The following is a 25,745-nucleotide window of genomic DNA, read 5'->3' on the forward strand; positions in this document are numbered from 1 at the left end:
GTCGAGTTGAGTGATCATCCCGTCGCCTGCGGTTTGTGCATATCACTTTGACCCAGAGCCGCAAGCCTGGCATGACAACCGCCGGTCTCGAAAAAGGTTGCGGCCCTGGCTCAAAGTGATCCACCGGTATCAGGCGACGGGATGATCACCCAACTCTCTGGGGCTTCAAAAAGCCCCTCAGATCTTCACCGGGTAGACCGGTTCCGGGATCTCCGGCTTGATGCGGTGCTCGATGAAGATCCCGTGCCACAGCATGAACACGATCAGCGCCCAGATGCGGCGGCTGTGGTCCAGCGTGCCCGCGCGGTGTTCCTCCAGCATCCGCAGCACCGCGGGCTTGTCCAGCAAGGCATCCGTCTTCGAATCGTTCACGATGCCGCGGGCCCAGTCGTACATCTCCGCGCGCAGCCAGTGCTTGATGGGCACCGGGAAGCCCAGTTTGCGCCGGTTGAGCACGTGCGCGGGGACGATGCCGTCGAGCGCGCGGCGCAGGGCGTACTTCGTGGTCTCCTTCGTCACCTTCTGGTCGAGCGGGATGCTCGCGGCGACCTTGAACACCTCGGAGTCGAGGAACGGGACCCGCAGTTCCAGCGAGTTCGCCATCGTCATCTTGTCCGCCTTGACCAGGATGTCCCCGCGCAGCCACGTGAACAGGTCCACGTGCTGCATGCGCGCGACCGGGTCCCAGCCCGCCGAGGTGCGGTAGTGCTCCGCGGTGACGTCCCGGTGCCCGACACCGTCCACATAGGTCCGCAGCACCCGCCGCAACTGGTCATCGCGGAAGATGCGGGCGTTTCCGTAATAACGCTCCTCCATCGTGAGCGCCCCGCGCCGCAGCAGGTCCTTGCCGCGTGTGCCCTCCGGGATGCGCTCCGACACCTTGCCCAGCAGCTTGCGCACCCCGCCCGGCACCTTCTCGAACGGCGCCAGCGAGATGGGCTCCTTGTAGATCGTGTAGCCGCCGAACAGCTCGTCCGAGCCCTCGCCGGACAGCACCGCCTTCACGTGCTTGCGCGCCTCGCGGGCGATGAACCACAGCGGCACGAGTGCCGGGTCGGCCACCGGGTCGTCCAGGTACCAGACGATGAGCGGCAGCACGTCCATCATCTCGTCCGCCGTGACCGTGCGGACGACGTGCTTCACCCCGATCGCCGCCGCGGACTCGGCCGCCACGTCCACCTCGGAGTAGCCCTCGCGCTCGAACCCCGTCGTGAACGCGATCAGGTTCGGGTTCTGCTCCTTCGCCAGCGCCGCGATCGCCGTCGAGTCGATGCCGCCCGACAGGAACGCGCCGACCGTGATGTCGGGGTCGGCGATCATGTGCTTGCGGACCGAGTCGCGCATCACATCGGCGATGCGCTGGTGCAGCTCCTTCGCCTCGCCGTCCGTGTGCACGGGACGCGCCGCGAACTCCGGGAAGAAGTAGCGCTCCTGCTTGAGCTCCCCACCGGGGGAGATGGTGAACGAGGTGCCCGACTCGATGCGCCGGATGCCCGTGTGCAGCGACTCGGGCTCTGGCACGTACTGCAGCGTCAGGTAGTGCTGCAGCGCCTTGGTGTCGAGTTCCTCACCCACCCCGAGCACGTCGGTCAGCTCCAGCAGGCTCTTCTTCTCACTGGAGAACGCCACGCCACCGGGCCCGGCCGAGTAGTACAGCGGCTTGATGCCGAACGGGTCGCGGGCGCCGTGCAGCACCTTCTCCTGCGCGTCCCACAGCAGGAAAGCGAACATCCCGCGCAAGCGGCTCACCGCGCCACGGCCCCAGTAGTGGATGGCGGCGACGATCGCCTCGCCGTCGCCTTCTGTGGCGAACTTCGCACCGTGCTCCGCGACCAGCTGTTCGCGCAGCTCGCGGTAGTTGTAGATCTCGCCGTTGAAGTTCAGCGTGTAGCGCTCCGGCGCCTCCGGCGGCCCCCACACCAGCGGCTGGTGGGCGTGCTCGACGTCGATGAACGCGAGCCGGTTGAACCCGTAGACGACCTCGGCGTCCGCCCAGGTGTCGGTCTCGTCCGGGCCGCGGTGCCGTTGGCAGCGCAGGGCCGCCCCGACCGCGTCGCGGGCCTTCGCCGCTTCGTTCTCACTGGGACAGACCAGTCCGAGCAGGCCGCACACGTCTACTCACACACCTTTTGGTCGACATCGAGGACTAGGAGACGCCAAGTATGCCGCGTGGACCGGCCACGAACGGTTACCCCTTGCCAAGCGGAACCTGGCAACTCAGCTAGGCTCCGGCTGTCGGGTGAGAACTTGAGGAGGCCTGGGTTGAAGAGGGTCGGTAAGGTCGCCGCACTGGCCGGGCTCGTGGCCCTGCTGGCGACCGGGTGCTCCGGTGACGAGGTGTTGCGCTTCGGCTGGCCGGTGGGGGTCACGGAGCAGGCCGACAAGATGCGCTGGCTGTGGACCTGGTCCGTGCTCGCCGCGCTCGTCGTCGGCGTCATCGTGTGGGGTCTGATCTTCTGGTCGTCTGCGTTCCACCGCAAGAAGAAGAACCAGGACCCGACCGAGCTGCCGCGCCAGTTCCAGTACAACGTGCCGCTGGAGCTCTTCTGCGTCATCACGCCGCTGGTGATGGTCTGCGTGCTGTTCTTCTTCACCGCCACCACCGAGAGCAACGTGCTCGACAAGAAGCCGGACCCGGACGTGACCGTCAACGTCACGGCCTTCCAGTGGAACTGGGAGTTCGACTACCCGAACGAGGCCAAGGACGCCAACGGGCAGGTCATCCGCACGGTCGGCAGCTCGAGCGAGATCCCGCTGCTGGTGCTGCCCGTCGGCAAGACCATCCAGTACAACCTGCGCTCGACCGACGTCATCCACTCGTTCTGGGTGCCGGAGTTCCACTTCAAGCGCGACGTCTTCCCGTACCCGGAGAAGAACAACCAGGACTCGTCGTTCCAGAACACGATCGACCGGCCCGGTTCGTTCGTGGGCCGTTGCGCCGAGCTGTGCGGCACCTACCACGCGATGATGAACTTCGAGGTCCGCGCGCTGCCGGACAACCTGTACCGGCAGTACATCCAGCTGCGGACGCAGGTCAACCCCGCGACCGGTGCGCCCAACACCGCGGCCGAGGCCCTTGGCGCGATGAACTGCGGCGAGCTGTGCTCCCCGCAGGCGGTGAGCACCAAGCCGTTCAACACCGACCGCACCATCCGCTGACGCGCCGGACACCAGGAGTGAGGACAGCTTCATGAGGGTCGAAGCCAGGATTTTCGATCTCGTCACGGCGTTCGCCTTCTTCATCGCGATCGTCTACGGCGTGACCACGTACTACTGGAGCGGGTTCGGCGTCGAGCCGGTCGGGCTGGTCGCCCTGATCCTGACCGGTGGCCTGTCGTTCATCGCCGGCAGCTACCTGCGGTTCGTGGCGCGCCGCATCGAGGCGCGCCCCGAGGACCGCGAGGACGCCGAGATCAGCGACGGCGCCGGTGAGCTGGGCTTCTTCAGCCCGGGCAGCTACTGGCCGATCGCGCTGGCCGGTTCCGCCGCCACGGCGGGCCTGGCGCTGGCGTTCTTCCACATCTGGCTGCTGGTCATCGCGGTCGTGCTGCTGCTGATCACGGTCGGCGGCCTGGTGTTCGAGTACCACACGGGCCCCAACCACGAATAAGTCCTGCCGACGCGAAAAGGGCGCCTCCCCAACGGGGAAGCGCCCTTTTCTCGTGTCCGGGGGCTTCAGCGGAAGGCGGCCCAGCGCGTCAGCAGGTCGGCGGCCGCACCGGAGTCGACGGCCTCGGCGGCCCTGGTCAGCGCGGCCCGCAGGTCGTCCACCAGCGAGCCGGAGAACCCCGCGTGCGCGGCGAGCGCGCCCGCCGCGTTGAGCAGCACCGCGTCCCGCACCGGGCCCGTCTTGCCCGCCACCAGTTCGCGCACGACTTCAGCGTTCGCCGCCGCGTCACCGCCGCGCAGGTCCTCGGCCGTGGCACGCGGAACGCCCAGCGACTCCGGGTCGAAGCGCTCCTCGTGCACCTGGCCCTCGCGCACCACCCACACCGTGCTCGTGGTGGTGGTCGTGATCTCGTCCAGCCCGTCGTCACCCCGCACGACCAGCACCGACGCGCCGCGCCGCGCGAACACGCGGGCCAGCAGCTCACTGCGGTCGGCGTAGGCGCAGCCGATCAGGCCCGCGCCCGGCTGCGCGGGGTTGGTCAGCGGGCCGAGCAGGTTGAACGTCGTGGGCACGCCCAGCTGGCTGCGCGCCGGGCCCGCGTGCCGGAACGCCGGGTGGAACACGGGCGCGAAGCAGAACCCGATGCCCAGCTCGGCGACGCAGCGCTGCACGCCCTCCGGCGGCAGGTCGATCGCCACGCCGAGCGCCTCCAGCACGTCGGCCGCGCCGGACTTCGAGGACGCCGCGCGGTTGCCGTGCTTCACCACCGGCACGCCGGCGGCGGCCACGACCAGCGCGGCCATCGTGGAGATGTTCACCGAACCCGAGCGGTCGCCACCCGTGCCGACGATGTCGACGGCCCTGGCCTCGACGTGCACCCGCCGGGCGTGCGCGAGCATCGCGCTCGCCATGCCGGAGATCTCCTCGGGCGTCTCGCCCTTCGCGCGCAGCGCCACGGCGAAACCGCCGATCTGCGCGAGCGTGGCCTCGCCGGACATCACCTGGTCCATCGCCCAGGCGGTGTCCTCCTCGGACAGGTCCGCCCGGTCGATGAGCCGGGTGAGCAGCGCGGGCCAGGAGTGCTGCTGAACGGTCATCTGGCGATCACGCGCGCACGGCCGGGACCCGCTGGGCCCGCAGCACGTCCGCGACGGTCTCCGCGGCGGTGAGGGGGTCGAGCGGGTGCACGAGGACGGCGTCGGCCTGCGACCACGTCGCCAGCCACCGGTCGTCCTTGCGGCGCACCGCGACCACGATCGGCGGGCAGTCGGGGATCTCGTTCTTCAGCTGGCGGCACAGCCCGATGCCACCGGTCGGCTGGGCCTCGCCGTCCAGGATCGCCAGGTCGACCGCGCCCTCGTCCATCTCGGCCAGCACGTCGGCGATCCCGGCCGCCTCGACGTAGTCCACGCGGCCCAGGTCCGTGGCCGGCCTGCGGCCGACGGCGGTGATGATCGACTCGCGGACTTCCGCCCGGTGGCTGAACACCAGGATCCTCATCGGCTGCTCGGTCACGTTCAAGCCTCCGGCCTCGTCGCAGTGGTGATGAACGGAATCGTAGTCCCCGCGGGCGCGCTCACCCAGCCCCTGGCCGCTGCAGCGCGTCCCAGCCCAGCGCGTCGCCGCCCAGCCGGGCGGCCAGCCCCGCCATGCGGGAGCGCTCCTGCGCGCAGTGCAGCGCGTCGAGGTGCTGGACCCGCAGCGCGTGCAGCGTGGCGACACCGTCCGATTCGGACACGGTGCGTAATTCCCACCCATCCTGGGCGAGGACCCGTTCCGCCTCCGCGACCCGGCCCGCCGGCAACGTCAGGTGATGCCGCAGCACGGCCGGTTTTCCCTCGTCCCAAAGGTGTGATCTCGCCAGCACCGCCGAATCCGCTTCGGCCGCGTCGAACGCCTCCACCACCACCGGCAGTCCGGGCTCGTCCGTGGTCAGCTGGGGTTCGGAGTTCCTTCTCAGCAGGTCACGCACCCGATCGAGCAAACTCACGTCTGATCCTCACCCTCCGCGTTCGTCGATGTGACCAACCCGCGTGGCGACCCGACCGGGCAGGCCTCACCGCAGGAGGACATAATGCGACTCGTGACAACGGCAGCTCCCAACATCAGCCAGCGGGTGCACTCGCTGAACCGGCCGAACATGGTCAGCGTCGGCACCATCGTTTGGCTCTCCAGCGAGCTCATGTTCTTCGCCGGGCTGTTCGCGATGTTCTTCACGGTCAAGGCGCAGAACTCGAGCGGCCACTGGCCGCCGATCCTCGAGTCGACCGGCGAGCCCATCCACCTCGACATCCCGTACGCGCTGCCCTTCACCATCATCCTGGTGGCGTCGTCGTTCACCTGCCAGCTCGGCGTGTTCGCCGCCGAGCGCGGGGACGTCTACGGGCTGCGCCGCTGGTACGTGCTGACGTTGATCATGGGGGCGATCTTCATCGGCGGTCAGGCCGGCGAGTACATCAGCCTCGTGAACGAGGGCGTGACCATCCCGTCCGGCGCCTGGGGCACCGTCTTCTTCCTCGCCACCGGCTTCCACGGGCTGCACGTGATGGGCGGGCTCATCGCGTTCGTGTTCCTGCTCATCCGGACGAAGCTGAGCAAGTTCACGCCCGCGCAGGCCACCTCCGCGATCGTCGTGTCCTACTACTGGCACTTCGTCGACATCGTGTGGGTCGGCCTGTTCGCGGTTATCTACATCATCCCCTGACCGCACAGCCCGTCCCCGGACTTCGAACAGCAAGGGTTGCCGCAAGATGACCACCACGAAGAAATCCTCCGAGCGCCGCTTCCGCGCGCGCACCAAGCTGCGCAGGCGCATCGCCGGCCTGCTCGCGCTGGGTGTCGCGTTGATCGGGGCCGGCGCCGTCTACGCGGTCTTCGTGCCCAAGGCGCAGACCGCGCAGGCGCAGGAGGACCCGGCGCAGCTGCGGCTGGGCCAGCAGGTCTACAACAACACCTGCATCACCTGCCACGGCGCGAACCTGCAGGGTGTGCAGGACCGCGGCCCGAGCCTGATCGGCGTCGGCGACGCGGCGGTGTACTTCCAGACCTCCTCCGGCCGGATGCCGATGGTGCGCCAGGAGGCGCAGGCCGAGCGCAAGCCGCCGAAGCTGAGCCCCGAGGAGATCGACGCGGTCGGCGCCTACATCCAGGCCAACGGCGGCGGCCCGGAGCGGCCCGCCGAGACCGGCGCGGCCCTGCGCGGCCCCGACCCGGCGCGCGGCAGCGAGCTGTTCCGGCTCAACTGCGCGTCCTGCCACAACTTCACCGGTCGCGGCGGCGCCCTGTCGGCGGGCAAGTACGCGCCGAACCTGGACCCGGCGACCGAGGACCAGATCTACACGGCGATGCTGACCGGCCCGCAGAACATGCCGAAGTTCTCCGACCGGGAGCTCACGCCGGACGAGAAGAAGGACATCATCGCCTACGTCAAGTCGGTGTCGGACGGCCAGAACAGCCCCGGTGGTAACCCGCTGGGCGGGTTCGGCCCGGCCTCCGAAGCCGTGATCGCGTGGGTAGTGGGTATCGGCGCGCTGATCGGCGTCACCCTGTGGATTGGATCGAGGGCATGAGCAGCGAAGGACAGAACCTGCCTTCCGACGCGGAACTCGCCGAGATGGACCGCGACCAGCTGGTCAAGCTGGGCACGCGGCTGGACGGCGTCGAGCTGGTCGACTACCCCGAGCCGTGGCCGGTCAAGGGCACGCGCGCGGAGAAGCGCGCCGAGCGCATGGTCGCGCTGTGGTTCACCATCGCCGGCCTTGCCGGGCTCGGTTTCGTGGTCTCCCTGATCTGGTGGCCCTGGCAGTACAAGGCGCCGGGCGAGAGCGGCACGTTCCTCTACTCGCTCTACACGCCGATGCTGGGCATCACCCTCGGGCTGACGATCCTCGGCCTCGGGATCGGCGTGATCCTCTACACCAAGCGGTTCGTCCCGAACGAGCTCGCGGTGCAGGAGCGCAACGACGGCGCGGGCGAAGGCTCGGCGGAGATCGACAAGAAGACCATCGTCGCCCAGCTCGAGGACGCGGGCTCGCGCAGCACGATCGGCCGCCGGTCGCTCGTCAAGCGCACCGTGGGCCTCGCGGGCGGTGCCCTCGGTCTCGGTGTCGTCGCGCTGCCGGTGGCGTCGTTCATCAAGAGCCCGTGGAAGGGCAAGCCGGAGGACACGCTCTGGCACACCCCGTGGGCGCCGGAGTACCCGGGCGAGCCCGTGTACCTGCGCCGCTACACCGGTGACTCGCACACGATCGACCTGGTCCGCCCCGAGGACCTCGACGCGGGCGGCATGGAGACGGTGTTCCCGTTCCACGAGTCCGAGCGCAACGACCCGGAGCGGCTCGCCGAGACGTTCGTCCGGTCCGACACGCCGGTCATGCTCATCCGCCTCCGCCCGGAGGACGCGGCGCGCGTGATCAAGCGCAAGGGCCAGGAGGACTTCAACTTCGGCGAGTACTACGCCTACAGCAAGGTCTGCACGCACGTCGGCTGCCCGGCTTCGCTGTTCGAGCAGCGCACCAACCGCATCCTGTGCCCGTGCCACCAGTCGCAGTTCAACGCGCTCGAGTACGGCAAGCCCATCTTCGGGCCGGCCACGCGCGCGCTGCCGCAGCTGCCGATCACGGTGGACGCGCAGGGCTACCTGGTCGCCCGCAGCGACTTCATCGAGCCCATCGGTCCTGCTTTCTGGGAGCGCAAGTCATGAGTTCACTCACCACGCCCACGCGGGGCTCGAGCATGCTCCAGAAGCAGGCCAACGAGGCCGCGACGAACATGGACCAGCGGTACCACCTGGCCAAGGGGCTGCGGCACCAGCTCAACAAGGTGTTCCCGACGCACTGGTCGTTCCTGCTGGGTGAGCTGGCGCTGTACAGCTTCATCATCCTGATCGCGTCGGGCGTGTACCTGACGCTGTTCTTCGACCCGTCGATGGCGGAGACCACCTACCACGGCAGCTACCAGGGGCTGCAGGGCGTGGAGATGTCGCGGGCGTTCGCGACGACGCTGGACATCTCCTTCGACGTCCGCGGCGGGCTGTTCGTGCGGCAGCTGCACCACTGGGCCGCGCTGGTGTTCGTCGCCGCGATGATGGCGCACATGTTCCGGATCTTCTTCACCGGAGCGTTCCGCCGTCCCCGTGAGGCGAACTGGGTGATCGGCGCGCTGCTGCTGATCCTGGGCATGTTCGAGGGCTTCTTCGGCTACTCGCTGCCGGACGACCTGCTGTCCGGTACCGGTATCCGCGCGACCCTGTCGGGCATCGTGCTGTCGGTGCCGATCATGGGCACCTGGCTGCACTGGGCGCTGTTCGGCGGCGAGTTCCCCGGTGACGTGATCGTGCCGCGGATGTACTCGCTGCACATCCTGCTGCTGCCGGGCATCATGCTCGCGCTCGTCGGCGTCCACCTGGCACTGGTCTGGTACCAGAAGCACACGCAGTTCCCCGGGGTGCGGCGCAAGGAGACGAACGTCGTCGGCGTGCGCATCATGCCGGTGTTCGCCCTCAAGGGCGGCGCGTTCTTCGCGATGGTCACCGGTGTGCTCGCCCTGATGGCCGGGATCTTCCAGATCAACCCGATCTGGCAGATCGGCCCGTACAACGCCTCGCAGGTGTCGGCGGGCTCGCAGCCGGACTGGTACCTCGCCTGGGCGGACGGCATCCTGCGTGTCTACCCGGCGTGGGAGCTGTACCTGGGCAACTACACGGTGCCCGCGGTGTTCTTCGCGGGTGCGGTCGGCATGCCGATCCTGTTCGGCCTGCTCATCGCGTACCCGATGATCGAGCGCAAGCTCTCCGGCGACACCGCGCACCACAACCTGTTGCAGCGCCCGCGGGACGCACCGGTACGCACGAGCATCGGCATGATGGCGCTGAGCTTCTTCATGGTGCTGGAGCTGTCCGGCTTCAACGACATCATCGCCTACCAGTTCAACATCTCGCTCAACGCGACCACGTGGGCCGGCCGCATCGGGCTGCTGGTGGTGCCACCGCTGGCGTACTTCATCACCTACCGGATCTGCCTGGGCCTGCAGCGGGCCGACCGCGAGGTGCTGGAGCACGGCATCGAGACGGGCATCATCAAGCGCCTGCCGCACGGTGAGTTCATCGAGATCCACCAGCCGCTGGGCGGGGTGGACGACCACGGCCACGCGATCCCGCTGGAGTACCAGGGCGCGCCGGTGCCGAAGAAGATGAACAAGCTCGGTGCCGCGGGCCGTCCGGTGCCCGGCACGCTGCTCGCCCCGGACCCGGCCGACGAGGTCGCGGCGCTGGAGCGGGCGAAGGCGAACGCGCACGGCAACGGTCACGGCGGCAACGGGGTGCCCTCCGAGGAGGAGGTCCCGGCGGGCTGGAAGACGCCGGACCAGTAAGAACACGGCGAAGGGCCGGTTTCCCGGAAGGGGAACCGGCCCTTCGGTGTTTTCAGTCGTCGGCGCCGAGGGCGAACGCGGACTCGGTGTCGGCGGTGGAGTAGGAGCGGAACGCGATGTGCGTGTCGGTGTCCACGACGCCGGGCACGCGGCCGATCTTCGCGGGGATCAGGTCGGCCAGCTCCTCGTGCGTGTGCACCCGCACCATCGCGATCAGGTCGACGTCGCCCGCGCACGAGTACACCTCGGACACGCCGTCGATGTCCGCGATCGCCTGCGCGGTCTCGGGAATGCTGTCCGCCACGGCGTGAATGAGCACGATCGCGGTGATCACGTCAGTCCTCCTCAGGGGTTCGGTCCGCCGCGATCGTAGCCCCGCCGCTCAGCTCGCCGCTTGCTCCAGTGCCGTCGCCGTCGAGGCGCGGGCCAGCCACTCCTCCCAGCCTCCCGCGCCGTGGGCTGGTTCGGCCCAGGGGACCGCTGTGCGCACCAGACGGACGCCGGGGCGGGTGAGCCAGCGCAGCAGGAGACCGACCTCTTCGGCCGGTGCGCCGGACAGCGGCCCCGGCCCGGGGGTGACCGTCTCCGCGGCGGCGACCAGCGCGTCCACCACGGGCATCGGCGGCACCCCGCGCCGGGCGACGCCCGCGGACGCGAGGCGGCCGTACCGGATCACCGCGAACTCCCAGCCGTAGTTGCCATCGGGCGCGGCGGCGACGAGCTCGGGGATGGCGGCCAGCGCCGACAGCCGGTGCGCCCGCGCGACGGCCCGGACCAGCACCGCCAGCTCGTCCCGGCGGCGGGCCGCCTGCTCGTAGTGCTGCGCCGTGGACAGCTCGTCGAGCTGGCGCCGCGCGGAGTGCAGCGGAGCGGCGTCCTCACCGCCGATCAGCCGGGTGACGGCCCGGACCGAGGGGAGGTAGTCCACGGTGCTCTGACGGCCCGCACAGGGCGCTCCGCAGCGGCCCAGCTCGGCGAGCGCGCACGGCCTGCCGGACGGGGAGACCGCCGAGATGCGCTGGGTGCAGGTGCGCAGCCCCGTGGCGCTCGCGAGGACGTCGGCGGCCAGCTTCGCCGTCTGCTGCGAGTTGAACGGGCCCAGCGCGCCGTCCTTGGGCAGGCGCACCACCGACAACCGGGGGAACGCCTCGTCCGTCAGCGTCACCCACCACGACTTGCGCGGGTTCTTCGAGCGGCGGTTGTACGCCGGGCGGTGCGCCGCCAGCAGCCGCAGCTCCCGCACCTGCGCCTCCAGTGCGTGCGAGCACTCGATGCCGTCCACCCGCTGCGCCAGCGCGACCATCTCGCGGATGCGCCCCCGGCTCTCGGAGCCCGTGAAGTACGTGCGCACGCGGCGCCGCAGGTTGCCCGCCGTGCCGACGTAGAGCACCTCCTCGTTCGGGCCGCGGAACAGGTACACGCCGGGCCGCTCGGGCAGGTGCGCGGCCATACCGCGTTTGCGCCGCTGCTGCGGCGTCACCTCGGGGAGGTAGTCGAGCAGCTCCTCCAGCGAGTGCACCCCCACCGAGCCGACGCGTTCGAGCAGCGCGTGCAGCACGTCCACGGTGGCGCGGGCGTCCTCCAGCGCGCGGTGGTTGGGCGTGACCCGCGAACCGAACAACGCGGCGAGCGCGGAGAGCCGGAAGCTGGGGGTGTCCTGGCGGGTCAGCACGCGGCGCGCGAGCCGGACCGTGCACACCACCGCGGGCTTCGGCCACGCGTAGCCGTGCCCCGCGCACGCGGCACGCAGGAAACCGGTGTCGAAGGGCGCGTTGTGCGCGACGAGCACCGCCCCGGCGGCGAACTCCAGGAACGCCGGCAGCACGCGTTCGATCGGGGGCGCGTCGTAGACCATCGCGCCCGTGATGCCCGTCAGGGCGACGATCTGGGGCGGGATGGGCATGCCCGGGTTGACCAGCGTGGCGAACTCACCGAGCACCTCGCCGCCCCGCACCTTGACCGCGCCGATCTCGGTGATCCCGTTCGGGCCGGGCTTGGTGCCCGTGGTTTCGAGGTCGAACACGACGAACGTGGTGTCCCTCAGCGGGGTGCCCAGCTCGTCGAAGGTCAGCTGGTCGGTGGCGGCAGGCATGATCGGCACCCTAGGTAACGGCACCGACAATTCCGGGCGACCGCACCTCCCACGACGAGAGATCTTCGTGTGGGAGCGACTACCCTGGACGGATGCCGCCCTCAGTGCACGCCGAAGAGCCCGAAGACCCCGGTCTTCGCGCCTCCGTCGCTGACCAGCGGCCGGAGGCGGAACCGGCACCGCCTTTCGCCTGGCGCGAGCTGCCGGAACCCGTCCGCGCCAGACTCGCCGAGCTCGCCGCCGAAGCCCTCGGGAAGATGCCCAGGGTCGACGTGCCGCAGCAGCTGCGGCCGGTCGCGAAGTTCGCCCCCGCCAAGCGCGCCAAGCTGGGCGCGACGGCGTTGCTGAGCACGCTGCAGGATTCGACCGCCTTCCGCACCGCCGTGCTGGAGTGGGTGCGGGAGCACCGCCAGGACGCGCTGAACCCCAACGACGAGGACTCCGTGGTCGCCGCGACGGCGGCCATCCTGCTCGGCGAGTCGAGCGCGACTTCCCGCGTGCGGCTCGTCGCGAAGAACGCGGCCGAAACGGCGTTGCGCGCGGAGCGAGATGCCGCGGTGGCACGCGGTCAGAAGCTGGAGGCCGAGCTTGCCCGCACCCGGGAGGAGCTGGCGCAGGCGCTGGAAGCCGTCGAGGCGGCGCGGCGCGAGCGTGAGGACGAGCTGAACCGGTTGCGCGGGCGGCTGCGGGAGCAGGGCGTGCTGCTGCGGCAGGCCAGGGACGCGGCCGAGGCGGCGCAGGCCGGGGTAGCGGAGGACGGCAAGCGCAAGGACGCCGAGATCGCCGCGTTGACCGCGCAGCTCGAACGGGAGCGGCAGCGGGTCGCGACCGAACGGGCGCGGGCCGAGCGGGCCGTCGCCGACGCCGAGATCGCGCGGCAGTCGGCGCGGGAGGCGAGGGACGCCGACGAGGTCCGGCTGGCGCTGCTGGTCGACACCATCGAGGGCGCGGTTTCCGGGCTGCGGCGGGAGCTGTCGCTCGGCTCGAGCACGCGCCGCCCCGCCGACCTGGTGCGCGGGGCGTCCTCGTCGCCCGGGAACGGAGCCCAGGTGCGTGATCCCGGGGTGCTCGACCGGTTGCTGGCGCTGCCGAGCGTGCACCTGATCGTGGACGGCTACAACGTCACCAAGACCGGCTATCCGGAGCTGCCCCTTGCCGACCAGCGCAACCGGCTGGTCCAGCAGCTCGGCGCGCTCGCGTCCCGGACCGGGGCCGAGGTGACGGTCGTGTTCGACGGGGCGGGCGTGCTGTCCGTGCCGGCCACCACGACCAGGGGCGTCCGGGTGCTGTTCTCCGATCCCGGGGTGCTGGCCGACGACGTCATCCGCGCGCTGGTCACCGCCGAGCCGTCCGGGCGGCCGCTGGTGGTCGCGACATCCGATCGCGCGGTCGCCGATTCGACCAGGCGTTCGGGTGCGCATCCGGTCGCCTCGGCGGTGTTGCTCACGCGATTGGGCCGCGTCTGACTTTCCGCGCGCGCCGAAAATTGTCGGTGGGTGTCCCTACCGTGTTTCCCGACAGACCGGAACAGGTCGCGAGGAGGCACGAACATGCAGGACAACACCGTGATCATCGACTGTGGCCGCTGCGTCGTGCGGGGCGTGGGCTGCGCGGACTGCGCGGTCAGCGTGCTGTTGAACGCACCTCCCACCGTGGAATGGGACGAGGAGGAATTGCGGGCCATCGACGCGCTCGCCGAGGGCGGGCTGATTCCCCGGCTGCGGCACGTGCCGATGGCCGGCCGGTCCCAGGAGCGTGCGGCCTGAGTTCCCCGCATCGCTCGGAAGCGACAAACGGTCGATTCCGACGGTGAACGGTCAGTAGTCGTTTCGGCAGCGATTGTTACCTTGGTCACACTCGACGAGTCAGCGCTGGTCCGAACGGGATTCGGGTGCGCTACGGAGAGTTTTTACCCGGCACCTGCTGGACGGCGGCCCGGCTCTTTCGTAACCTGACCGAGATCTCGCGGCAGGCAGCCGTTGCACCCCCGCGACAGCACCGCGAGATTGCCGCCGAAACAGCTTTGTCGGGGAGCTGTGCCGGAACCACCGCGCTGGCAGGACCCAGGTGGGGACACCCCTGTGCCTGGACGCCCGCCGTCGCGATGGGTATGCCGTTCGCCGGAAGCGTGACTCCGCCCGCTCCGGTGAGCAGAGGGCCCCCGACCTCTGCGTGCGGTGACCGGTAGGCGGCCGAGCGCAAAGGAGACACGCGCGGCGTGCAGTCGCAACCGATCAAGCGCGTGGTCGCAGGAGCACTCGCGGCCGCGGCGGTGATCACCGTCGTCAGCGTGGGAACCCCCGCAGGCGCGATCACCCTCCCCGCCCCCCAGAATCCCCCCACCAATTCCGCCGACGCGCTGGCCCAGTACCGGGCTGCGGCGCAGGAGGCCGAAAAGCTCAACGAGGACAAGCTCAAGGCCCAGGACGACTACAACGCCAAGCAGGCCGACCTCGCCAAGGCGAACGGCGACCTCGCCGCCGCCAACCAGCGGCTGCAGGCCGCGCAGGCCGAGGCGGCGAAGTTCCAGGTCGTCGTGGACCAGTTCGCCGACGCCTCGTTCGTCAGCGGTGCGCAGATGAGCCGGATGTCGGCGCTGCTGACCGGCACCTCGGCGCAGGACTTCCTCGACCGCTCCTCCGCGCTGGCCGTGCTGGCCGAGGACAAGAACCGGGCGATGCAGAGCTACCTGGACGCGGTGAACGCGGCCGCGGCCGCCTCCGCGCAGGCGACGGACGCGCGCAACCGCGCTCAGGCCGCCACCGACCAGTCGGCGCAGCTGCTCAACGACCTCAACGCCCGGGCCGCCGCGCTCCAGGCGCAGCTGGACCAGCTGCGCCAGCTGAGCAGCCGGCTCACGGCCGCCGACAAGGCCGCGCAGAGCGACACCGGTGGTGCCGCCCCCGGCCTGCCCGCGCCGACGTCGGCCGCGCAGACGGCGGTCAACGTGGCGCTCGGCAAGCGCGGCAGCGCCTACGTGTGGGGCGCGACCGGTCCGTCCACGTTCGACTGCTCCGGGCTGACGCAGTACGCGTACGGCAAGGCCGGCATTTCGCTGCCGAGGACCAGCTCCGCGCAGTCGACCTTCGGCAAGGCCGTGCCGCGGTCCGAGCTGCAGGTCGGTGACCTGGTGTTCTTCGGATCGCCGGTGCACCACGTCGGCATCTACATCGGTGACGGCAAGATGGTGCACGCGCCCGACACCGGTGACGTCGTGAAGATCTCGCCGCTGCAGAACGACTATTCGGGAGCGCGCCGGGTCGCCTACTGATCCAGGCCATTCCCCAGGGGGCGGTACCGTGCGCGCGGTGCCGCCCCCACTGCTTTCGGTACGCTGCTTGCCGTGCCCCGGACCCTGTTGGTGACCAACGACTTCCCGCCGCGGCCCGGGGGGATCCAGAACTACCTCGATTCGCTGGCCCGGCGGTTGCCACCCGAGGACCTCGTCGTCTACGCGCCTTCTTGGCACGGGTCGTCCGGTTCGCACCCGGAGTGGGACGCGGCCGCACCGTTCGAAGTGGTCCGGCACCCGACGTCGCTGATGCTGCCCACCCCCGATGTCCTGCGGCGCGCCAAGGAAATCCTGCGCAGCCGGGAGTGCGAGTCGGTGTGGTTCGGTGCCGCCGCGCCCCTGGCCCTGCTGTCGAGTGCGCTGCGTTCGGCCGGTGCCCGGCGGATCGTGGCGAGCACGCACGGGCACGAGGTCGGCTGGTCGATGCTCCCCGGGGCCCGGCAAGCGCTGCGGCGCATCGGCGACACGACGGACGTCGTCACGTATGTCAGCAAGTACACGCGCAGCCGTTTCGCGTCGGCGTTCGGGCCGTTGGCGGGGCTGGAGCACCTGCCGTCCGGTGTGGACGTCGAGCTGTTCCGCCCCGACGAGGGTGCGCGGCAGGAGATCCGCGCCCGGCACGGACTCGGCGACCGGCCGACGGTCGTGTGCGTGTCGAGGCTCGTGCCGCGCAAGGGGCAGGACACACTGGTGCGGACCATGCCGGAGCTGCGCAGGCGCGTCCCGGACGTGGCACTGTTGATCGTCGGCGGTGGTCCGTACCGCAAGCAGCTCGAGCGGATGGCACGGGAACTGGACGTCGCCGAGGACGTGGTCTTCACCGGTTCGGTACCGTGGCCGGAACTCCCCGCGCACTACGCGGCGGGCGACGTGTTCGCGATGCCGGCGAGGACGCGTGGCAAAGGTCTGGACGTCGAAGGCCTGGGGATCGTGTACCTGGAGGCGTCGGCGACGGGTCTGCCGGTGATCGCGGGCCGTTCGGGCGGTGCGCCGGAAACGGTGCTGGACGAGGTGACGGGCCACGTCGTCGACGGCCGGGACGTGCTGCAGCTGGCCGAAACCCTCGCCTCGCTCCTCGGAGATCCCACGCGCGCAAGGAAAATGGGCCAGGCGGGCCGCGAGTGGGTCAGCGAGAACTGGAAGTGGGAAGACCTGGCGACAAGGCTGAAGGGGCTTCTGGCGGGGGCGTAAGCCCCAGCACAACCCGAGAGTTGGGTGATCATCCCGTCGCCTGAAACCGGTCGATCACTTTGAGGGGCAGCCGCAACCTTTTTCGAGACTCGCGCTTGCCTTGCCAAGCTTGCGGCCCTGGGTCAAAGTGATATGCACAAACCGCAGGCGACGGGATGATCACTCAACTCGACCACCCACCCAAAGGTGAGATCCCTTTGGGCCCCATCATCCTGGAGCCTGCCCGCCGGCCAATACCGCTAAGTTAGTACGTTTTACCTGGTCAGGGCGTTACCGGAGGCTCTGTTCAGTCGTTCCCGCCGGTTAGGCGGTTCTCCACTTGAGACAGTCGCCGTTGCGGTTGAGGGGAATCTTCAATTGAGGCAACTGTTCTGTCGGGGTGTGACCGCTCTGTGGGCGACGCCTCCAAACGCCTCTGAGCTGCGGAAACTCGCCTAAACTTAGCGGTATTGCCCGCCGGCGAGGCATTCTTTTGATCTTTGGACCGGCTTCCTCGCTGGTCAAGTCGGGCACGGGGTCTCCCGGGCGCTGCGCGCCCTGCTTGAGCGGCCCCACCCCCGCCCCGATCTTTGAGTGTTCACGGCCGATCCGTCGCGTCAAGAGCGCCTTCGGCGTCCCTTCGGGATGGGCTTCGCCCACTCTTGACCCGGCGGATCGGCCGTAAGTGCGGCTGGGGATCGGGGCGGGGGTGGGTGTGGGCGGTGTGGCCGCTCGCGTTCGCGTTGCCGGGTGGCGGTTGTGTGTGGCCGCTTCCGTTCCGCTGCTTCCTCACGCCGCTACGGCTGGGTGCTTCGGATCATCCGCCCGCACCACGACATCGGCGACCGTTGCCGGGTCGACCTCCTCCTCGTAGCGGGCGAAGGCCGGGAGGGCCCATTGCTCCTCCTCCGGCAACCGCCGTCGCAGGGCGCTGGGTGAGATGGACAGGTGGACGGCCAGCTCGAAGGGCAGCCCCCGCCCCAGCAACAACTCCCCGTCGACGATGACCACGCCGCCCGGTGGCAACTCGACCCGGTCCAGGCGTGTTGCCCTGTCCCGCTCCGCGTCCCACAACGCGGGCAGCACCATTCCGCTTCCCCCTGGCGAGAGCGGGTTGAGGACCTCGCGCCGCAACGCGCCCTCGTCGAGCCAGTCGAAGTAACGGGCTTCCGCGTCCTGTTTGCCCTTCTCGAACCGCAGCGACGCCGGGCGCAGGAAGTCCACTGTGGACACTCGTAGCACCGGCCTGCCGCTGACGCGCAAGGGATCCACGAGCGCGTCGGCCAGCAGGGGAGTGTCCAGCGCGCCGTCGACCGCCACCCGCACCCACGGGGTGCCCGGCAGCGCGAGGATCCGTTCGGCCAGTTCGGTGGCGAGCCGGTCGAAGGAGATCGGGCGGTACCTCATGATCTCCGATTCTCCTCCAAGCCCGGAACTGTCGTACCCCACCGCCAGAATGAACCCATGACCAGCGAAGTGGGCAGGACGGCGGACGCCGGCTGGCAGGTACGGCGATCTGGCTCGGCCCCGGCGTCACGCTGCCGACCGAACGCGGCGCGCGCTACCGCACCGGGACGGGCATCGCCGGAGAGGTGCGCAGCTACCACAGCCTCGACCGCATCAGGCTGACGTGGCGGCCGCCGGACTGGGAGCACGACTCGACCGTCCAGGTCACCGTGCGCACCACGGGCGGGAAAACCACCCTGCGCTTCCACCAGGAGCGGTTGGCGGACGTCGGGGAACGCGCGCGCCAACGGGCGTACTGGACGGACGTCGTGGAGCGCATCGGTGAAACGCTCGGAAAAACCTGAGACCGGGCACCTTCGAGCACCGTTGCTCGTTGTCCCGTCGTCACGGCACCGAGTGGGAAGGCGACAGAAGGTATGCGCGTGCTCGACGAACCGATCCGGCTCGACACGGACTTCACGCGGGACCCCCACGCGCTCTACGAGCAGCTGAGGTCCGAGGCGCCGGTCCGCCCGGTGATCATGCGCCGCGGGCTCAACGCGTGGCTGGTCACGAGCTACGCCGACGCGAAGGCGGTCCTCGCCGACCCGCGGCTGAGCAAGGACAACACGCGCATGCGACGGCTCTTCGAGGCGGCCTCCGGCGCGGAGAGCACCTTCACGTCCTCGCTTGCGGCGCACATGCTCAACATGGACCCGCCCGACCACACGCGCCTGCGCAAGCTCGTGAACAAGGCGTTCACCGCCCGCACGGTGTCCCGGCTGCGCCCGCGCATCGAGGAGATCGCCGACGAACTGCTCGCCGCCATCCCCGCGCCGGGCAGCGTCGACCTGCTGGAGGCCTACGCCTTCCCGCTGCCGATCACGGTGATCTGCGAGCTGCTGGGCGTCCCCACCACGGACCGCGACGACTTCCGCGCCTGGTCCAACACGGTCGTCTCCGCCTCCGAACCCGCGCAGCTGCAGCAGCACTCGGCCGCGCTCGCGAAGTACCTGACGGAGCTCATCGCCGCCAAGCGCGCGAACCCGACCGAGGACCTGCTGTCCGACCTGGTGCACGTGTCCGAAGCCGGTGACCAGCTGTCCGAGGTCGAACTCGTGTCGATGGCGTTCCTGCTGCTCGTCGCCGGGCACGAGACCACCGTGAACCTCATCGGCAACGGGGTGCGGGCCCTGCTCGACCGGCCCGATCAGCTCTCGCTGCTGCGTGAGGACCCGTCGCTGCTGCCCAACGCCGTCGAGGAGTTCCTGCGGTTCGAGGGGCCGGTCAACATCGCGACCCTGCGCGTCACGACCGAGCCGGTGCAGGTGGGTGACGTCCTGATCCCGGCGGACCAGTTCGTCATGGTCTCGCTGCTGGCGGCCAACCGCGACGGCGAGAGGTTCGCCGACGCCGACAGCCTCGACGTGACGCGCCCGGCGGGCGGGCACCTGGCCTTCGGGCACGGCATCCACTACTGCCTCGGCGCCCCGCTGGCCCGCATCGAGGCCGAGATCGCGCTCCGCGAGCTGCTGTCCCGCTTCGGCACGATCGAGCTGGACGGGCAGCCGGAGCAGCTGCGCTGGCGGGACAGCACGCTGATGCGCGGGCTGGAGACGCTCCCGGTGCGGCTGGCCTGAAGCTAGGGTGCGGGGCATGGACCCCGCGGAGCTGCTCGCCCTCGACGCCCGGCACGTGTGGCACCCGTACGGCCCGATGCCGGGCCGCGTCGCGCCACTGCTCGTGACCGGGGCGTCGGGGGTGCGGCTGCGGCTCGCCGACGGGCGCGAGCTGATCGACGGCATGTCGTCGTGGTGGGCGGCGATCCACGGCTACCGGCACCCGGTGCTGGACGCCGCGCTCGCCGAACAGGCCGGGCGGATGAGCCACGTCATGTTCGGCGGGCTGACCCACGAGCCCGCGATCCGGCTCGCCACGAAGCTGGCCGAGCTGACCCCGCCGGGGCTGGAGCACGTCTTCCTGTGCGACTCCGGTTCGGTGTCCGTCGAGGTCGCGGTCAAGATGTGCCTGCAGTACTGGCGTTCGCTGGGGCGCGGGGAGAAGCGCCGGATGCTCACGTGGCGCGGCGGCTACCACGGCGACACCTTCCACCCGATGAGCGTGTGCGACCCCGACGGCGGCATGCACTCGCTGTGGCGCGGGGTCCTGCCGGAGCAGGTGTTCGTGCCGGAGCCGCCCGCCGGTTTCGGCGCGCCGCTCAATCCGTCCTATGTGGACACTCTCGCGCAGGCGATCGAGGAGCACGCGGACGAGCTGGCGTGCGTCATCGTCGAGCCCGTCGTGCAGGGCGCGGGCGGGATGCGGTTCCACGCGCCCGGCTACCTGCGCGTGCTGCGCGAGCTGACCGAACGCCACGACGTGCTGCTGGTCTTCGACGAGATCGCGACGGGTTTCGGCCGCACCGGCCGGTTGTTCGCGGCCGAACACGCCGAGGTCACGCCGGACGTGCTGTGCCTCGGCAAGGCGCTCACCGGCGGCTACCTCAGCATGGCGGCCGCCCTGTGCACGCCCCGCGTGGCCGACGGGATCTCGCGCGGCGAGGTGCCGGTGCTCGCGCACGGCCCGACGTTCATGGGCAACCCGCTCACCTCCGCGGTCGCGAACGCCTCGATCGACCTGCTGCTGAGCCAGGACTGGCGGGGTTCGGTGCGGCGGATCGAATCCGCGTTGCGCGACGGCCTGGCGGCCGCGCGCGAGGTGCCGGGCGTGGCCGACGTGCGCGTGCTCGGGGCGATCGGGGTCGTGCAGCTGGACCACGAGGTGGACATGGCGGCGGCCACGAAAGTGGCGACCGACTGCGGAGTGTGGCTGCGCCCGTTCCGCGACCTCGTCTACGCCATGCCGCCGTTCGTCTGCACGGACGCCGAGGTCCGGACCATCGCCGAAGCCATGACGGCGGTCGCGGCCGCCGCCTGACCGACGGTACGGGGAAAGTTCACTAGAACGGGTGTGACGGCGCGCACCGACTCGCGGCTGATCACGCAGCGTGCGAACAACTGCCCGTTCGCACGCTCCTGAGTGAGCGGGCGCGCACCCATGGCTTGTTTCGGCGAGGTTAGCCAGTCACCACCCGCTGTGAACAAAACGTGAGAGTTTCTTTGCATATCGGACAAACCGGCCGGATTTCGGTATCTGTGGATCACCGGCGGTCACTGGGGACGGTCCGGTATCTCCCGCCACCTCACCCCCGAACCCACTACGGAGGGCCAACATGATCACTGCGGCACGGGAACGCGAGCACGCTCCGCCTGGCGACGGCGCGCGCGGACAACGGATCCTGGAGAACCTGCGACACGACGTCCCGGCGTCGCTCGTGGTGTTCCTCGTGGCGGTCCCGCTTTCGCTCGGTATCGCGCTCGCCTCGGGTGCGCCGATCGTCGCCGGGCTCATCGCCGCGATCGTCGGCGGCGTCGTGGCCGGGGCGCTCGGCGGCTCGGTGCTGCAGGTCAGCGGGCCCGCCGCCGGGCTCACGGTGATCATGGCCGAGACGATCGCCGAGTTCGGCTGGGCCACGACGTGCGCGATCACCGTGCTCGCGGGCGCGCTGCAGGTCCTGCTGGGCCTCAGCCGCATCGCGCGCGCCGCGCTCGCCATCTCACCCGCCGTCGTGCACGGCATGCTCGCCGGTATCGGCGTCACCATCGTGCTGGCGCAGCTGCACGTCGTGCTGGGCGGCAGCGCCCAGAGCTCGCCGGTGCAGAACCTGCTCCAGCTGCCCCGGCAGCTGCTCGACGCCCACGGCGCGGCGACGCTCGTCGGCGTGCTGACCATCGCGATCCTGCTCGGCTGGGGCAGGCTGCCCGCCGCGGTGCGGAAGGTGCCAGGCCCGCTCGCGGCGATCGTCGCGGTCACCGTGCTGTCCGTCGTCACGGGCATGACCGTGCCGCGCGTGGACGTGCCTGCCAACGTGCTCGACATCCGGTTCGTGCCGCTGTTCCCCGACGGCGGCTGGTTCGACTTCGGGCTCGCGGTGGTGACGATCGCGCTCGTCGCCAGCGTCGAGAGCCTGCTTTCCGCCGTGGCCGTGGACAAGATGCACTCGGGCCCGCGTGCCGACCTCAACCGCGAGCTGATCGGGCAGGGCGCGGCGAACATGGCCTCCGGCGCGATCGGCGGGCTGCCCGTCACCGGCGTGATCGTCCGCAGCTCGACCAACGTGCAGTCCGGCGCGCGCACCCGTGCCTCGGCGATCCTGCACGGGCTGTGGATCCTGCTGTTCGTCGCCGTGCTGGCGGGGCTGCTGCGCAACATCCCGCTCGCGGCGCTGGCCGGGCTGCTCGTGCACGTCGGCGCCCGGCTGGTGAACTTCGCCCACATCAAGGACGTGCTGCGGCACGGGGACCTGCCGGTGTACCTGGTGACGGTCCTCGGCGTGGTCACGATCGACCTGCTCACCGGCGTGCTGATCGGCATCGGCGTCGCCGCGCTGCTCATGCTGCGGCGCCTGCTGTGGTCGGGTATCCACGCCGAGCGCGACGAGGACGGCTGGCACGTCGTCGTGGAGGGCGCGCTCTCGGCGTTGTCGATACCCCGGCTGTCCGCGGTGCTGAACGGAATCCCGCGGGGCAGCCGCGTGACGCTCGAACTCGTCGTGGACTACCTCGACCACGCGGCGTTCGACCTGCTGTCGGCGTGGCAGCAGTCGCACGAGAAGGCCGGCGGCACGGTGGTCGTCGACGAGGTCGGCCACCCGTGGTTCGAACGCGGCAAGGCGGGCGAGCCGACGGTGCACAAGAGGCGGGCGCGGCAGGTCGCGCCGCGATGGTTCGCGCCGTGGTCGGAGTGGCAGCGGGCGCAGGGGACGGCCCTGCCCGCCGTGCCCGCACAGCGCACGCGGGAGAGCTCGATGCGGCGCGGGGTGGCCGAGTTCGAACGGCGCACGGCGGACCTCGTGCGGCCGTACCTCGACGCCGACCGGCACGAGCCGCAGACGCTGTTCATCACGTGCGGGGACGCGCGGATCGTGCCCAACGTGCTCACCAGCAGCGGGCCGGGTGACCTGTTCACCATGCGCAACATCGGCAACCTCGTCCCGGCGCACGCCACCTGCGCCGAAGGGGCGGAGTCGTCGCTGGGCGCGTCGCTGGAGTTCGCGGTCGACGTGCTCAAGGTGCGTGAGGTGGTGGTGTGCGGGCACTCGTCGTGCGGAGCGATGAAGGCGCTGCTGTCCGGCACGCCGGATGACGCACCGGCGCTGCGGTCGTGGCTGCGGCACGCGGAGCCGGGCCTGGAGCGGTACCGCACCAGGCCGCCGTTGCAGGTCGAGGGCGAGACGCCGGCCGGTGCCGACCAGCTGGCCCTGCACAACGTGCTGGCGCAGCTGGCCAGGCTGCGGGAGTACCCGTCGATCGCGCGTGCCGAGGCACGCGGGGACATCGAGCTGCTGGGCATGTACTTCGACCTCGGCTCGGCGCGGGTGCACCTGTACGACCCGGAGACCGGCGTCTTCCGTTCGGCGGGCAGCAGGATCACGGGCCGGCGGCTGACTTCCGGCGACGGGGGCAGGTCGACAGAGGCACCTGTCCCCGTCGAACCGGTAGTTCCGCCTGGCGGCTGATGATCTCGCCTCCGCCACGTGTGGGTGGGCGTCGCTTGCGGACGGTGCTCCCTGCTGAATCGTGACGTCGACCGGCGTCGTTATCGAACGATGCGGTGCCGCGTCGCCCGATGCCGGTACTACGGTGGAATCCCGTGAGCATCCTCGTGGTGACCGGAACGGGTACCGGCGTCGGCAAAACGGCCGTCACCGCCGCGATCGCGGCGCTCGCCCGCGCTGGCGGGCGCCGGGTCGCGGTGCTCAAGCCCGCGCAGACCGGTGTCGCGCCGGACGAGCCGGGGGACCTGGCCGAGGTGGTCCGCCTCGCCGGGGACGTGACCACCCGGGAGCTGCAGCGCTACCCCGATCCGCTGTCCCCGGAGGCGGCGGCGCGGCGCAGCGGGCTGCCGGTGCTGAACCCGCCGGAGATCGCGGCGGCGGCAACGGAGCTGGACGAGTTCCACGACCTGGTCCTGGTCGAGGGCGCGGGCGGGCTGCTGGTGCGGTTCGGCCCGGACGGCAGCACGCTCGCCGACGTGGCGTGGGCGCTGGGCGCGCTCGTGCTCGTCGTCGCGGAGGCGGGGCTCGGCACGCTCAACGTCACGGCGTTGACGGCCGAGGTCGCCACCGCACGCGGTCTGCACGTGGCCGGGGTCGTGATCGGGTCGTGGCCCGCGGAGCCGGACCTGGCGATGTTGTCCAACGTCGCCGATCTGCCCGTCGCCGCCGGGGCGCCGCTGCTGGGCGCACTGGCCGCCGGTGCCGGGAGGCTCGACCGCGAGACCTTCCTGGAGGAGGCGCGCGCGGGGCTGTCGCCGTGGTTCGGCGGCGAGTTCGACTCCGAGCGCTTCCAGAAGGCGGCCGCTGCCCGGACGTGACGTGAGTCGCACGGGTTCTCCGCCCGCGTGCGGCAGCATGACATCCGTCCGCGCCCACGCTCGAAGGAGAGACCCGTGACCGCCGCGCCCGAACAGACCGACGTCCTCGCCGTCGCCAGGGAGCAGGTGCTCGACAGGGGCGTCGGCCTCGGTGAACAGCAGGTGCTCGACGTGCTGAGCCTGGGCGACGACCGCCTGCCCGAGCTGCTGGCGCTCGCCCACGAGGTGCGGATGCGCTGGTGCGGGCCGGAAGTCGAGGTCGAGGGCATCGTGAGCCTCAAGACCGGCGGCTGCCCCGAGGACTGCCACTTCTGCTCGCAGTCGGGCCGGTTCCCCAGCCCCGTGCGCTCGGCGTGGCTCGACATCCCCGGTCTGGTCAAGGCCGCTCGCCAGACGGCCGAGACGAGCGCGACGGAGTTCTGCATCGTGGCGGCCGTGCGCGGCCCCGACCGGCGGCTGCTTTCCCAGGTGCGCGAGGGCATCGAGGCGATCCGCGCCGACGGCAACGACATCCAGATCGCGTGCTCGCTCGGCATGCTCACCCAGGAGCAGGTCGACGAGCTGGTCGCGATGGGCGTGCACCGCTACAACCACAACCTCGAAACCGCCCGTTCGCACTTCCCGAACGTCGTCACCACGCACTCCTGGGAGGAGCGCTGGGACACGCTCCGCATGGTCCGGGACGCGGGCATGGAGGTGTGCTGCGGCGGCATCATCGGCATGGGGGAGACGCCGGCGCAGCGGGCCGAGTTCGCGGTGCAGCTGGCCGAGCTGGAGCCCGACGAGGTGCCCGTGAACTTCCTGATCCCGCAGCCGGGCACGCCGTACGAGGAGTACGAGGTCGTCGAGGGCAGGGACGCGCTGCGCGTCGTCGCCGCGTTCCGGCTCGCGATGCCCCGCACCATGCTGCGGTTCGCGGGCGGGCGCGAGCTGACGCTGGGTGACCTTGGTGCGGAGCAGGGCATGCTGGGCGGGATCAACGCGATCATCGTCGGCAACTACCTGACCAACCTCGGCCGCCCCGCGAGCCAGGACCTCGCGATGCTCGAGGAGCTGAAGATGCCGGTCAAGGCGCTGAGCGAGACGCTGTGAGCGCAGCGGGCACGTACTGCGTGCACTGCGGGGAGCCCAGGGACACCGGGGAGCACGCCCGCTGCCGCTCGCCGCGGGCGGCGCTGGAACCGCCGCGGTTCTGCGCCGAGTGCGCGCGGCGGCTGGTCGTGCAGGTGACGCCCACCGGGTGGGAAGCGCGATGCAGCCGACACGGTGCGTGCACGAGCGGGGCCACCGGCTAGTCTCGCTGTGCCAGCGGTGCGGCGAAGGGGAGTTCA

Annotated in this window: 24 protein-coding genes; 17 read left to right on the top strand and 7 right to left on the bottom strand. The window is 70.5% G+C overall.

Going from position 1 to position 25,745, the window contains the following annotated elements; all coding sequences use genetic code 11:
* Positions 1–177: 177 nt before the first annotated feature.
* Entirely contained in the window at positions 178–2,112 is a 1,935-nt protein-coding gene (asnB, locus tag ABFX51_RS11000; RefSeq protein WP_091517191.1) for an asparagine synthase (glutamine-hydrolyzing), read from the bottom strand.
* A gap of 150 nt (positions 2,113–2,262) precedes the next feature.
* Between asnB and ctaC the strand changes: the two genes are divergently transcribed.
* Positions 2,263–3,159 (top strand): aa3-type cytochrome oxidase subunit II, encoded by an 897-nt coding sequence (ctaC, locus tag ABFX51_RS11005; RefSeq protein WP_091517192.1) that lies wholly within the window; start codon positions 2,263–2,265, stop codon positions 3,157–3,159.
* Positions 3,160–3,190: 31 nt separating this feature from the next.
* Positions 3,191–3,610: a cytochrome c oxidase subunit 4 gene (locus ABFX51_RS11010; RefSeq protein ID WP_091517193.1), complete on the top strand. Its 420-nt coding sequence runs from the start codon at positions 3,191–3,193 to the stop codon at positions 3,608–3,610.
* Between the two features lie 65 nt (positions 3,611–3,675).
* Here the strand turns inward: ABFX51_RS11010 and trpD are convergent, their stop codons facing one another.
* The 3 genes from trpD to ABFX51_RS11025 all read right to left on the bottom strand — a co-directional run bounded on the left by trpD (position 3,676) and on the right by ABFX51_RS11025 (position 5,600).
* Complete coding sequence (trpD, locus tag ABFX51_RS11015; protein ID WP_346053661.1) at positions 3,676–4,707, bottom strand: anthranilate phosphoribosyltransferase; 1,032 nt, start codon at positions 4,705–4,707, stop codon at positions 3,676–3,678.
* A 7-nt stretch (positions 4,708–4,714) separates the two neighbouring features.
* Positions 4,715–5,125, bottom strand: a complete 411-nt coding sequence (locus ABFX51_RS11020) for a response regulator (protein ID WP_091517195.1) — start codon at positions 5,123–5,125, stop codon at positions 4,715–4,717.
* 61 nt (positions 5,126–5,186) lie between these two features.
* On the bottom strand, positions 5,187–5,600 hold the full coding sequence (locus tag ABFX51_RS11025) for a hypothetical protein (RefSeq protein ID WP_346053662.1): 414 nt from the start codon (positions 5,598–5,600) through the stop codon (positions 5,187–5,189).
* An 84-nt stretch (positions 5,601–5,684) separates the two neighbouring features.
* On the opposite strand from ABFX51_RS11025, the gene ctaE reads away from it, so the two are divergent.
* Genes ctaE through qcrB form a run of 4 tightly spaced genes read left to right on the top strand, consistent with a single transcriptional unit; the run spans position 5,685 to position 9,979 of the window.
* Positions 5,685–6,314 (top strand): aa3-type cytochrome oxidase subunit III, encoded by a 630-nt coding sequence (gene ctaE / locus ABFX51_RS11030; protein ID WP_091517197.1) that lies wholly within the window; start codon positions 5,685–5,687, stop codon positions 6,312–6,314.
* Between the two features lie 46 nt (positions 6,315–6,360).
* Positions 6,361–7,179 (top strand): cytochrome bc1 complex diheme cytochrome c subunit, encoded by an 819-nt coding sequence (qcrC, locus tag ABFX51_RS11035; RefSeq protein WP_091517198.1) that lies wholly within the window; start codon positions 6,361–6,363, stop codon positions 7,177–7,179.
* On the top strand, positions 7,176–8,312 hold the full coding sequence (qcrA, locus tag ABFX51_RS11040) for a cytochrome bc1 complex Rieske iron-sulfur subunit (RefSeq protein ID WP_346053663.1): 1,137 nt from the start codon (positions 7,176–7,178) through the stop codon (positions 8,310–8,312). Before qcrC ends, qcrA begins: the two co-directional genes overlap by 4 nt.
* Complete coding sequence (qcrB, locus tag ABFX51_RS11045; protein WP_346053664.1) at positions 8,309–9,979, top strand: cytochrome bc1 complex cytochrome b subunit; 1,671 nt, start codon at positions 8,309–8,311, stop codon at positions 9,977–9,979. Before qcrA ends, qcrB begins: the two co-directional genes overlap by 4 nt.
* 52 nt (positions 9,980–10,031) lie before the next feature.
* Here qcrB and ABFX51_RS11050 read toward each other — a convergent pair whose 3' ends face one another.
* A complete protein-coding gene (locus ABFX51_RS11050; protein ID WP_091517201.1) occupies positions 10,032–10,313 on the bottom strand; it encodes an Lrp/AsnC family transcriptional regulator in 282 nt (93 codons plus the stop codon).
* 48 nt (positions 10,314–10,361) lie between these two features.
* Complete coding sequence (locus tag ABFX51_RS11055) at positions 10,362–12,071, bottom strand: DEDD exonuclease domain-containing protein (RefSeq protein ID WP_346053665.1); 1,710 nt, start codon at positions 12,069–12,071, stop codon at positions 10,362–10,364.
* Positions 12,072–12,163: 92 nt separating this feature from the next.
* Here ABFX51_RS11055 and ABFX51_RS11060 point away from each other — a divergent pair, with 92 nt between their 5' ends.
* The 4 genes from ABFX51_RS11060 (at position 12,164) to ABFX51_RS11075 (ending at position 16,554) form a co-directional block, all read left to right on the top strand.
* The gene (locus ABFX51_RS11060) at positions 12,164–13,537 is read left to right on the top strand and encodes an NYN domain-containing protein (RefSeq protein ID WP_177229032.1); all 1,374 of its coding nucleotides are present in this window, start codon (positions 12,164–12,166) and stop codon (positions 13,535–13,537) included.
* An 84-nt stretch (positions 13,538–13,621) separates the two neighbouring features.
* Positions 13,622–13,837 (top strand): hypothetical protein, encoded by a 216-nt coding sequence (locus ABFX51_RS11065; protein WP_091517203.1) that lies wholly within the window; start codon positions 13,622–13,624, stop codon positions 13,835–13,837.
* A 452-nt stretch (positions 13,838–14,289) separates the two neighbouring features.
* A complete protein-coding gene (locus ABFX51_RS11070) occupies positions 14,290–15,342 on the top strand; it encodes a C40 family peptidase (protein WP_346053666.1) in 1,053 nt (350 codons plus the stop codon).
* Between the two features lie 72 nt (positions 15,343–15,414).
* Positions 15,415–16,554, top strand: coding sequence for a glycosyltransferase family 4 protein (locus ABFX51_RS11075; RefSeq protein ID WP_346053667.1), 1,140 nt, complete (start codon positions 15,415–15,417; stop codon positions 16,552–16,554).
* Between the two features lie 768 nt (positions 16,555–17,322).
* Here the strand turns inward: ABFX51_RS11075 and ABFX51_RS11080 are convergent.
* Positions 17,323–17,940: a nucleoside/nucleotide kinase family protein gene (locus ABFX51_RS11080; protein WP_091516085.1), complete on the bottom strand. Its 618-nt coding sequence runs from the start codon at positions 17,938–17,940 to the stop codon at positions 17,323–17,325.
* 185 nt (positions 17,941–18,125) lie between these two features.
* Here ABFX51_RS11080 and ABFX51_RS39625 point away from each other — a divergent pair, with 185 nt between their 5' ends.
* The 7 genes from ABFX51_RS39625 (at position 18,126) to bsaP (ending at position 25,709) form a co-directional block, all read left to right on the top strand.
* Positions 18,126–18,344 carry an SRPBCC domain-containing protein gene (locus ABFX51_RS39625; RefSeq protein WP_425425891.1) on the top strand — a complete coding sequence of 73 codons (219 nt, stop codon included), beginning with the start codon at positions 18,126–18,128 and terminating at the stop codon, positions 18,342–18,344.
* Positions 18,345–18,416: 72 nt separating this feature from the next.
* Entirely contained in the window at positions 18,417–19,619 is a 1,203-nt protein-coding gene (locus tag ABFX51_RS11090; RefSeq protein WP_346053668.1) for a cytochrome P450 family protein, read from the top strand.
* A 16-nt stretch (positions 19,620–19,635) separates the two neighbouring features.
* Positions 19,636–20,916 carry an adenosylmethionine--8-amino-7-oxononanoate transaminase gene (locus tag ABFX51_RS11095; protein WP_091516182.1) on the top strand — a complete coding sequence of 427 codons (1,281 nt, stop codon included), beginning with the start codon at positions 19,636–19,638 and terminating at the stop codon, positions 20,914–20,916.
* 295 nt (positions 20,917–21,211) lie between these two features.
* Entirely contained in the window at positions 21,212–23,557 is a 2,346-nt protein-coding gene (locus ABFX51_RS11100) for a SulP family inorganic anion transporter (protein WP_091516091.1), read from the top strand.
* 134 nt (positions 23,558–23,691) lie between these two features.
* Positions 23,692–24,414: a dethiobiotin synthase gene (bioD, locus tag ABFX51_RS11105; protein WP_091516094.1), complete on the top strand. Its 723-nt coding sequence runs from the start codon at positions 23,692–23,694 to the stop codon at positions 24,412–24,414.
* 75 nt (positions 24,415–24,489) lie between these two features.
* Positions 24,490–25,506, top strand: a complete 1,017-nt coding sequence (bioB, locus tag ABFX51_RS11110; protein ID WP_346053669.1) for a biotin synthase BioB — start codon at positions 24,490–24,492, stop codon at positions 25,504–25,506.
* Positions 25,503–25,709 carry a biotin synthase auxiliary protein BsaP gene (gene bsaP, locus ABFX51_RS11115; protein ID WP_425425892.1) on the top strand — a complete coding sequence of 69 codons (207 nt, stop codon included), beginning with the start codon at positions 25,503–25,505 and terminating at the stop codon, positions 25,707–25,709. Before bioB ends, bsaP begins: the two co-directional genes overlap by 4 nt.
* The last annotated feature ends 36 nt before the right edge of the window (positions 25,710–25,745 follow it).

It is taken from the genome of Amycolatopsis dongchuanensis (assembly GCF_039542405.1).
Classification (GTDB): domain Bacteria; phylum Actinomycetota; class Actinomycetes; order Mycobacteriales; family Pseudonocardiaceae; genus Amycolatopsis_E; species Amycolatopsis_E sacchari.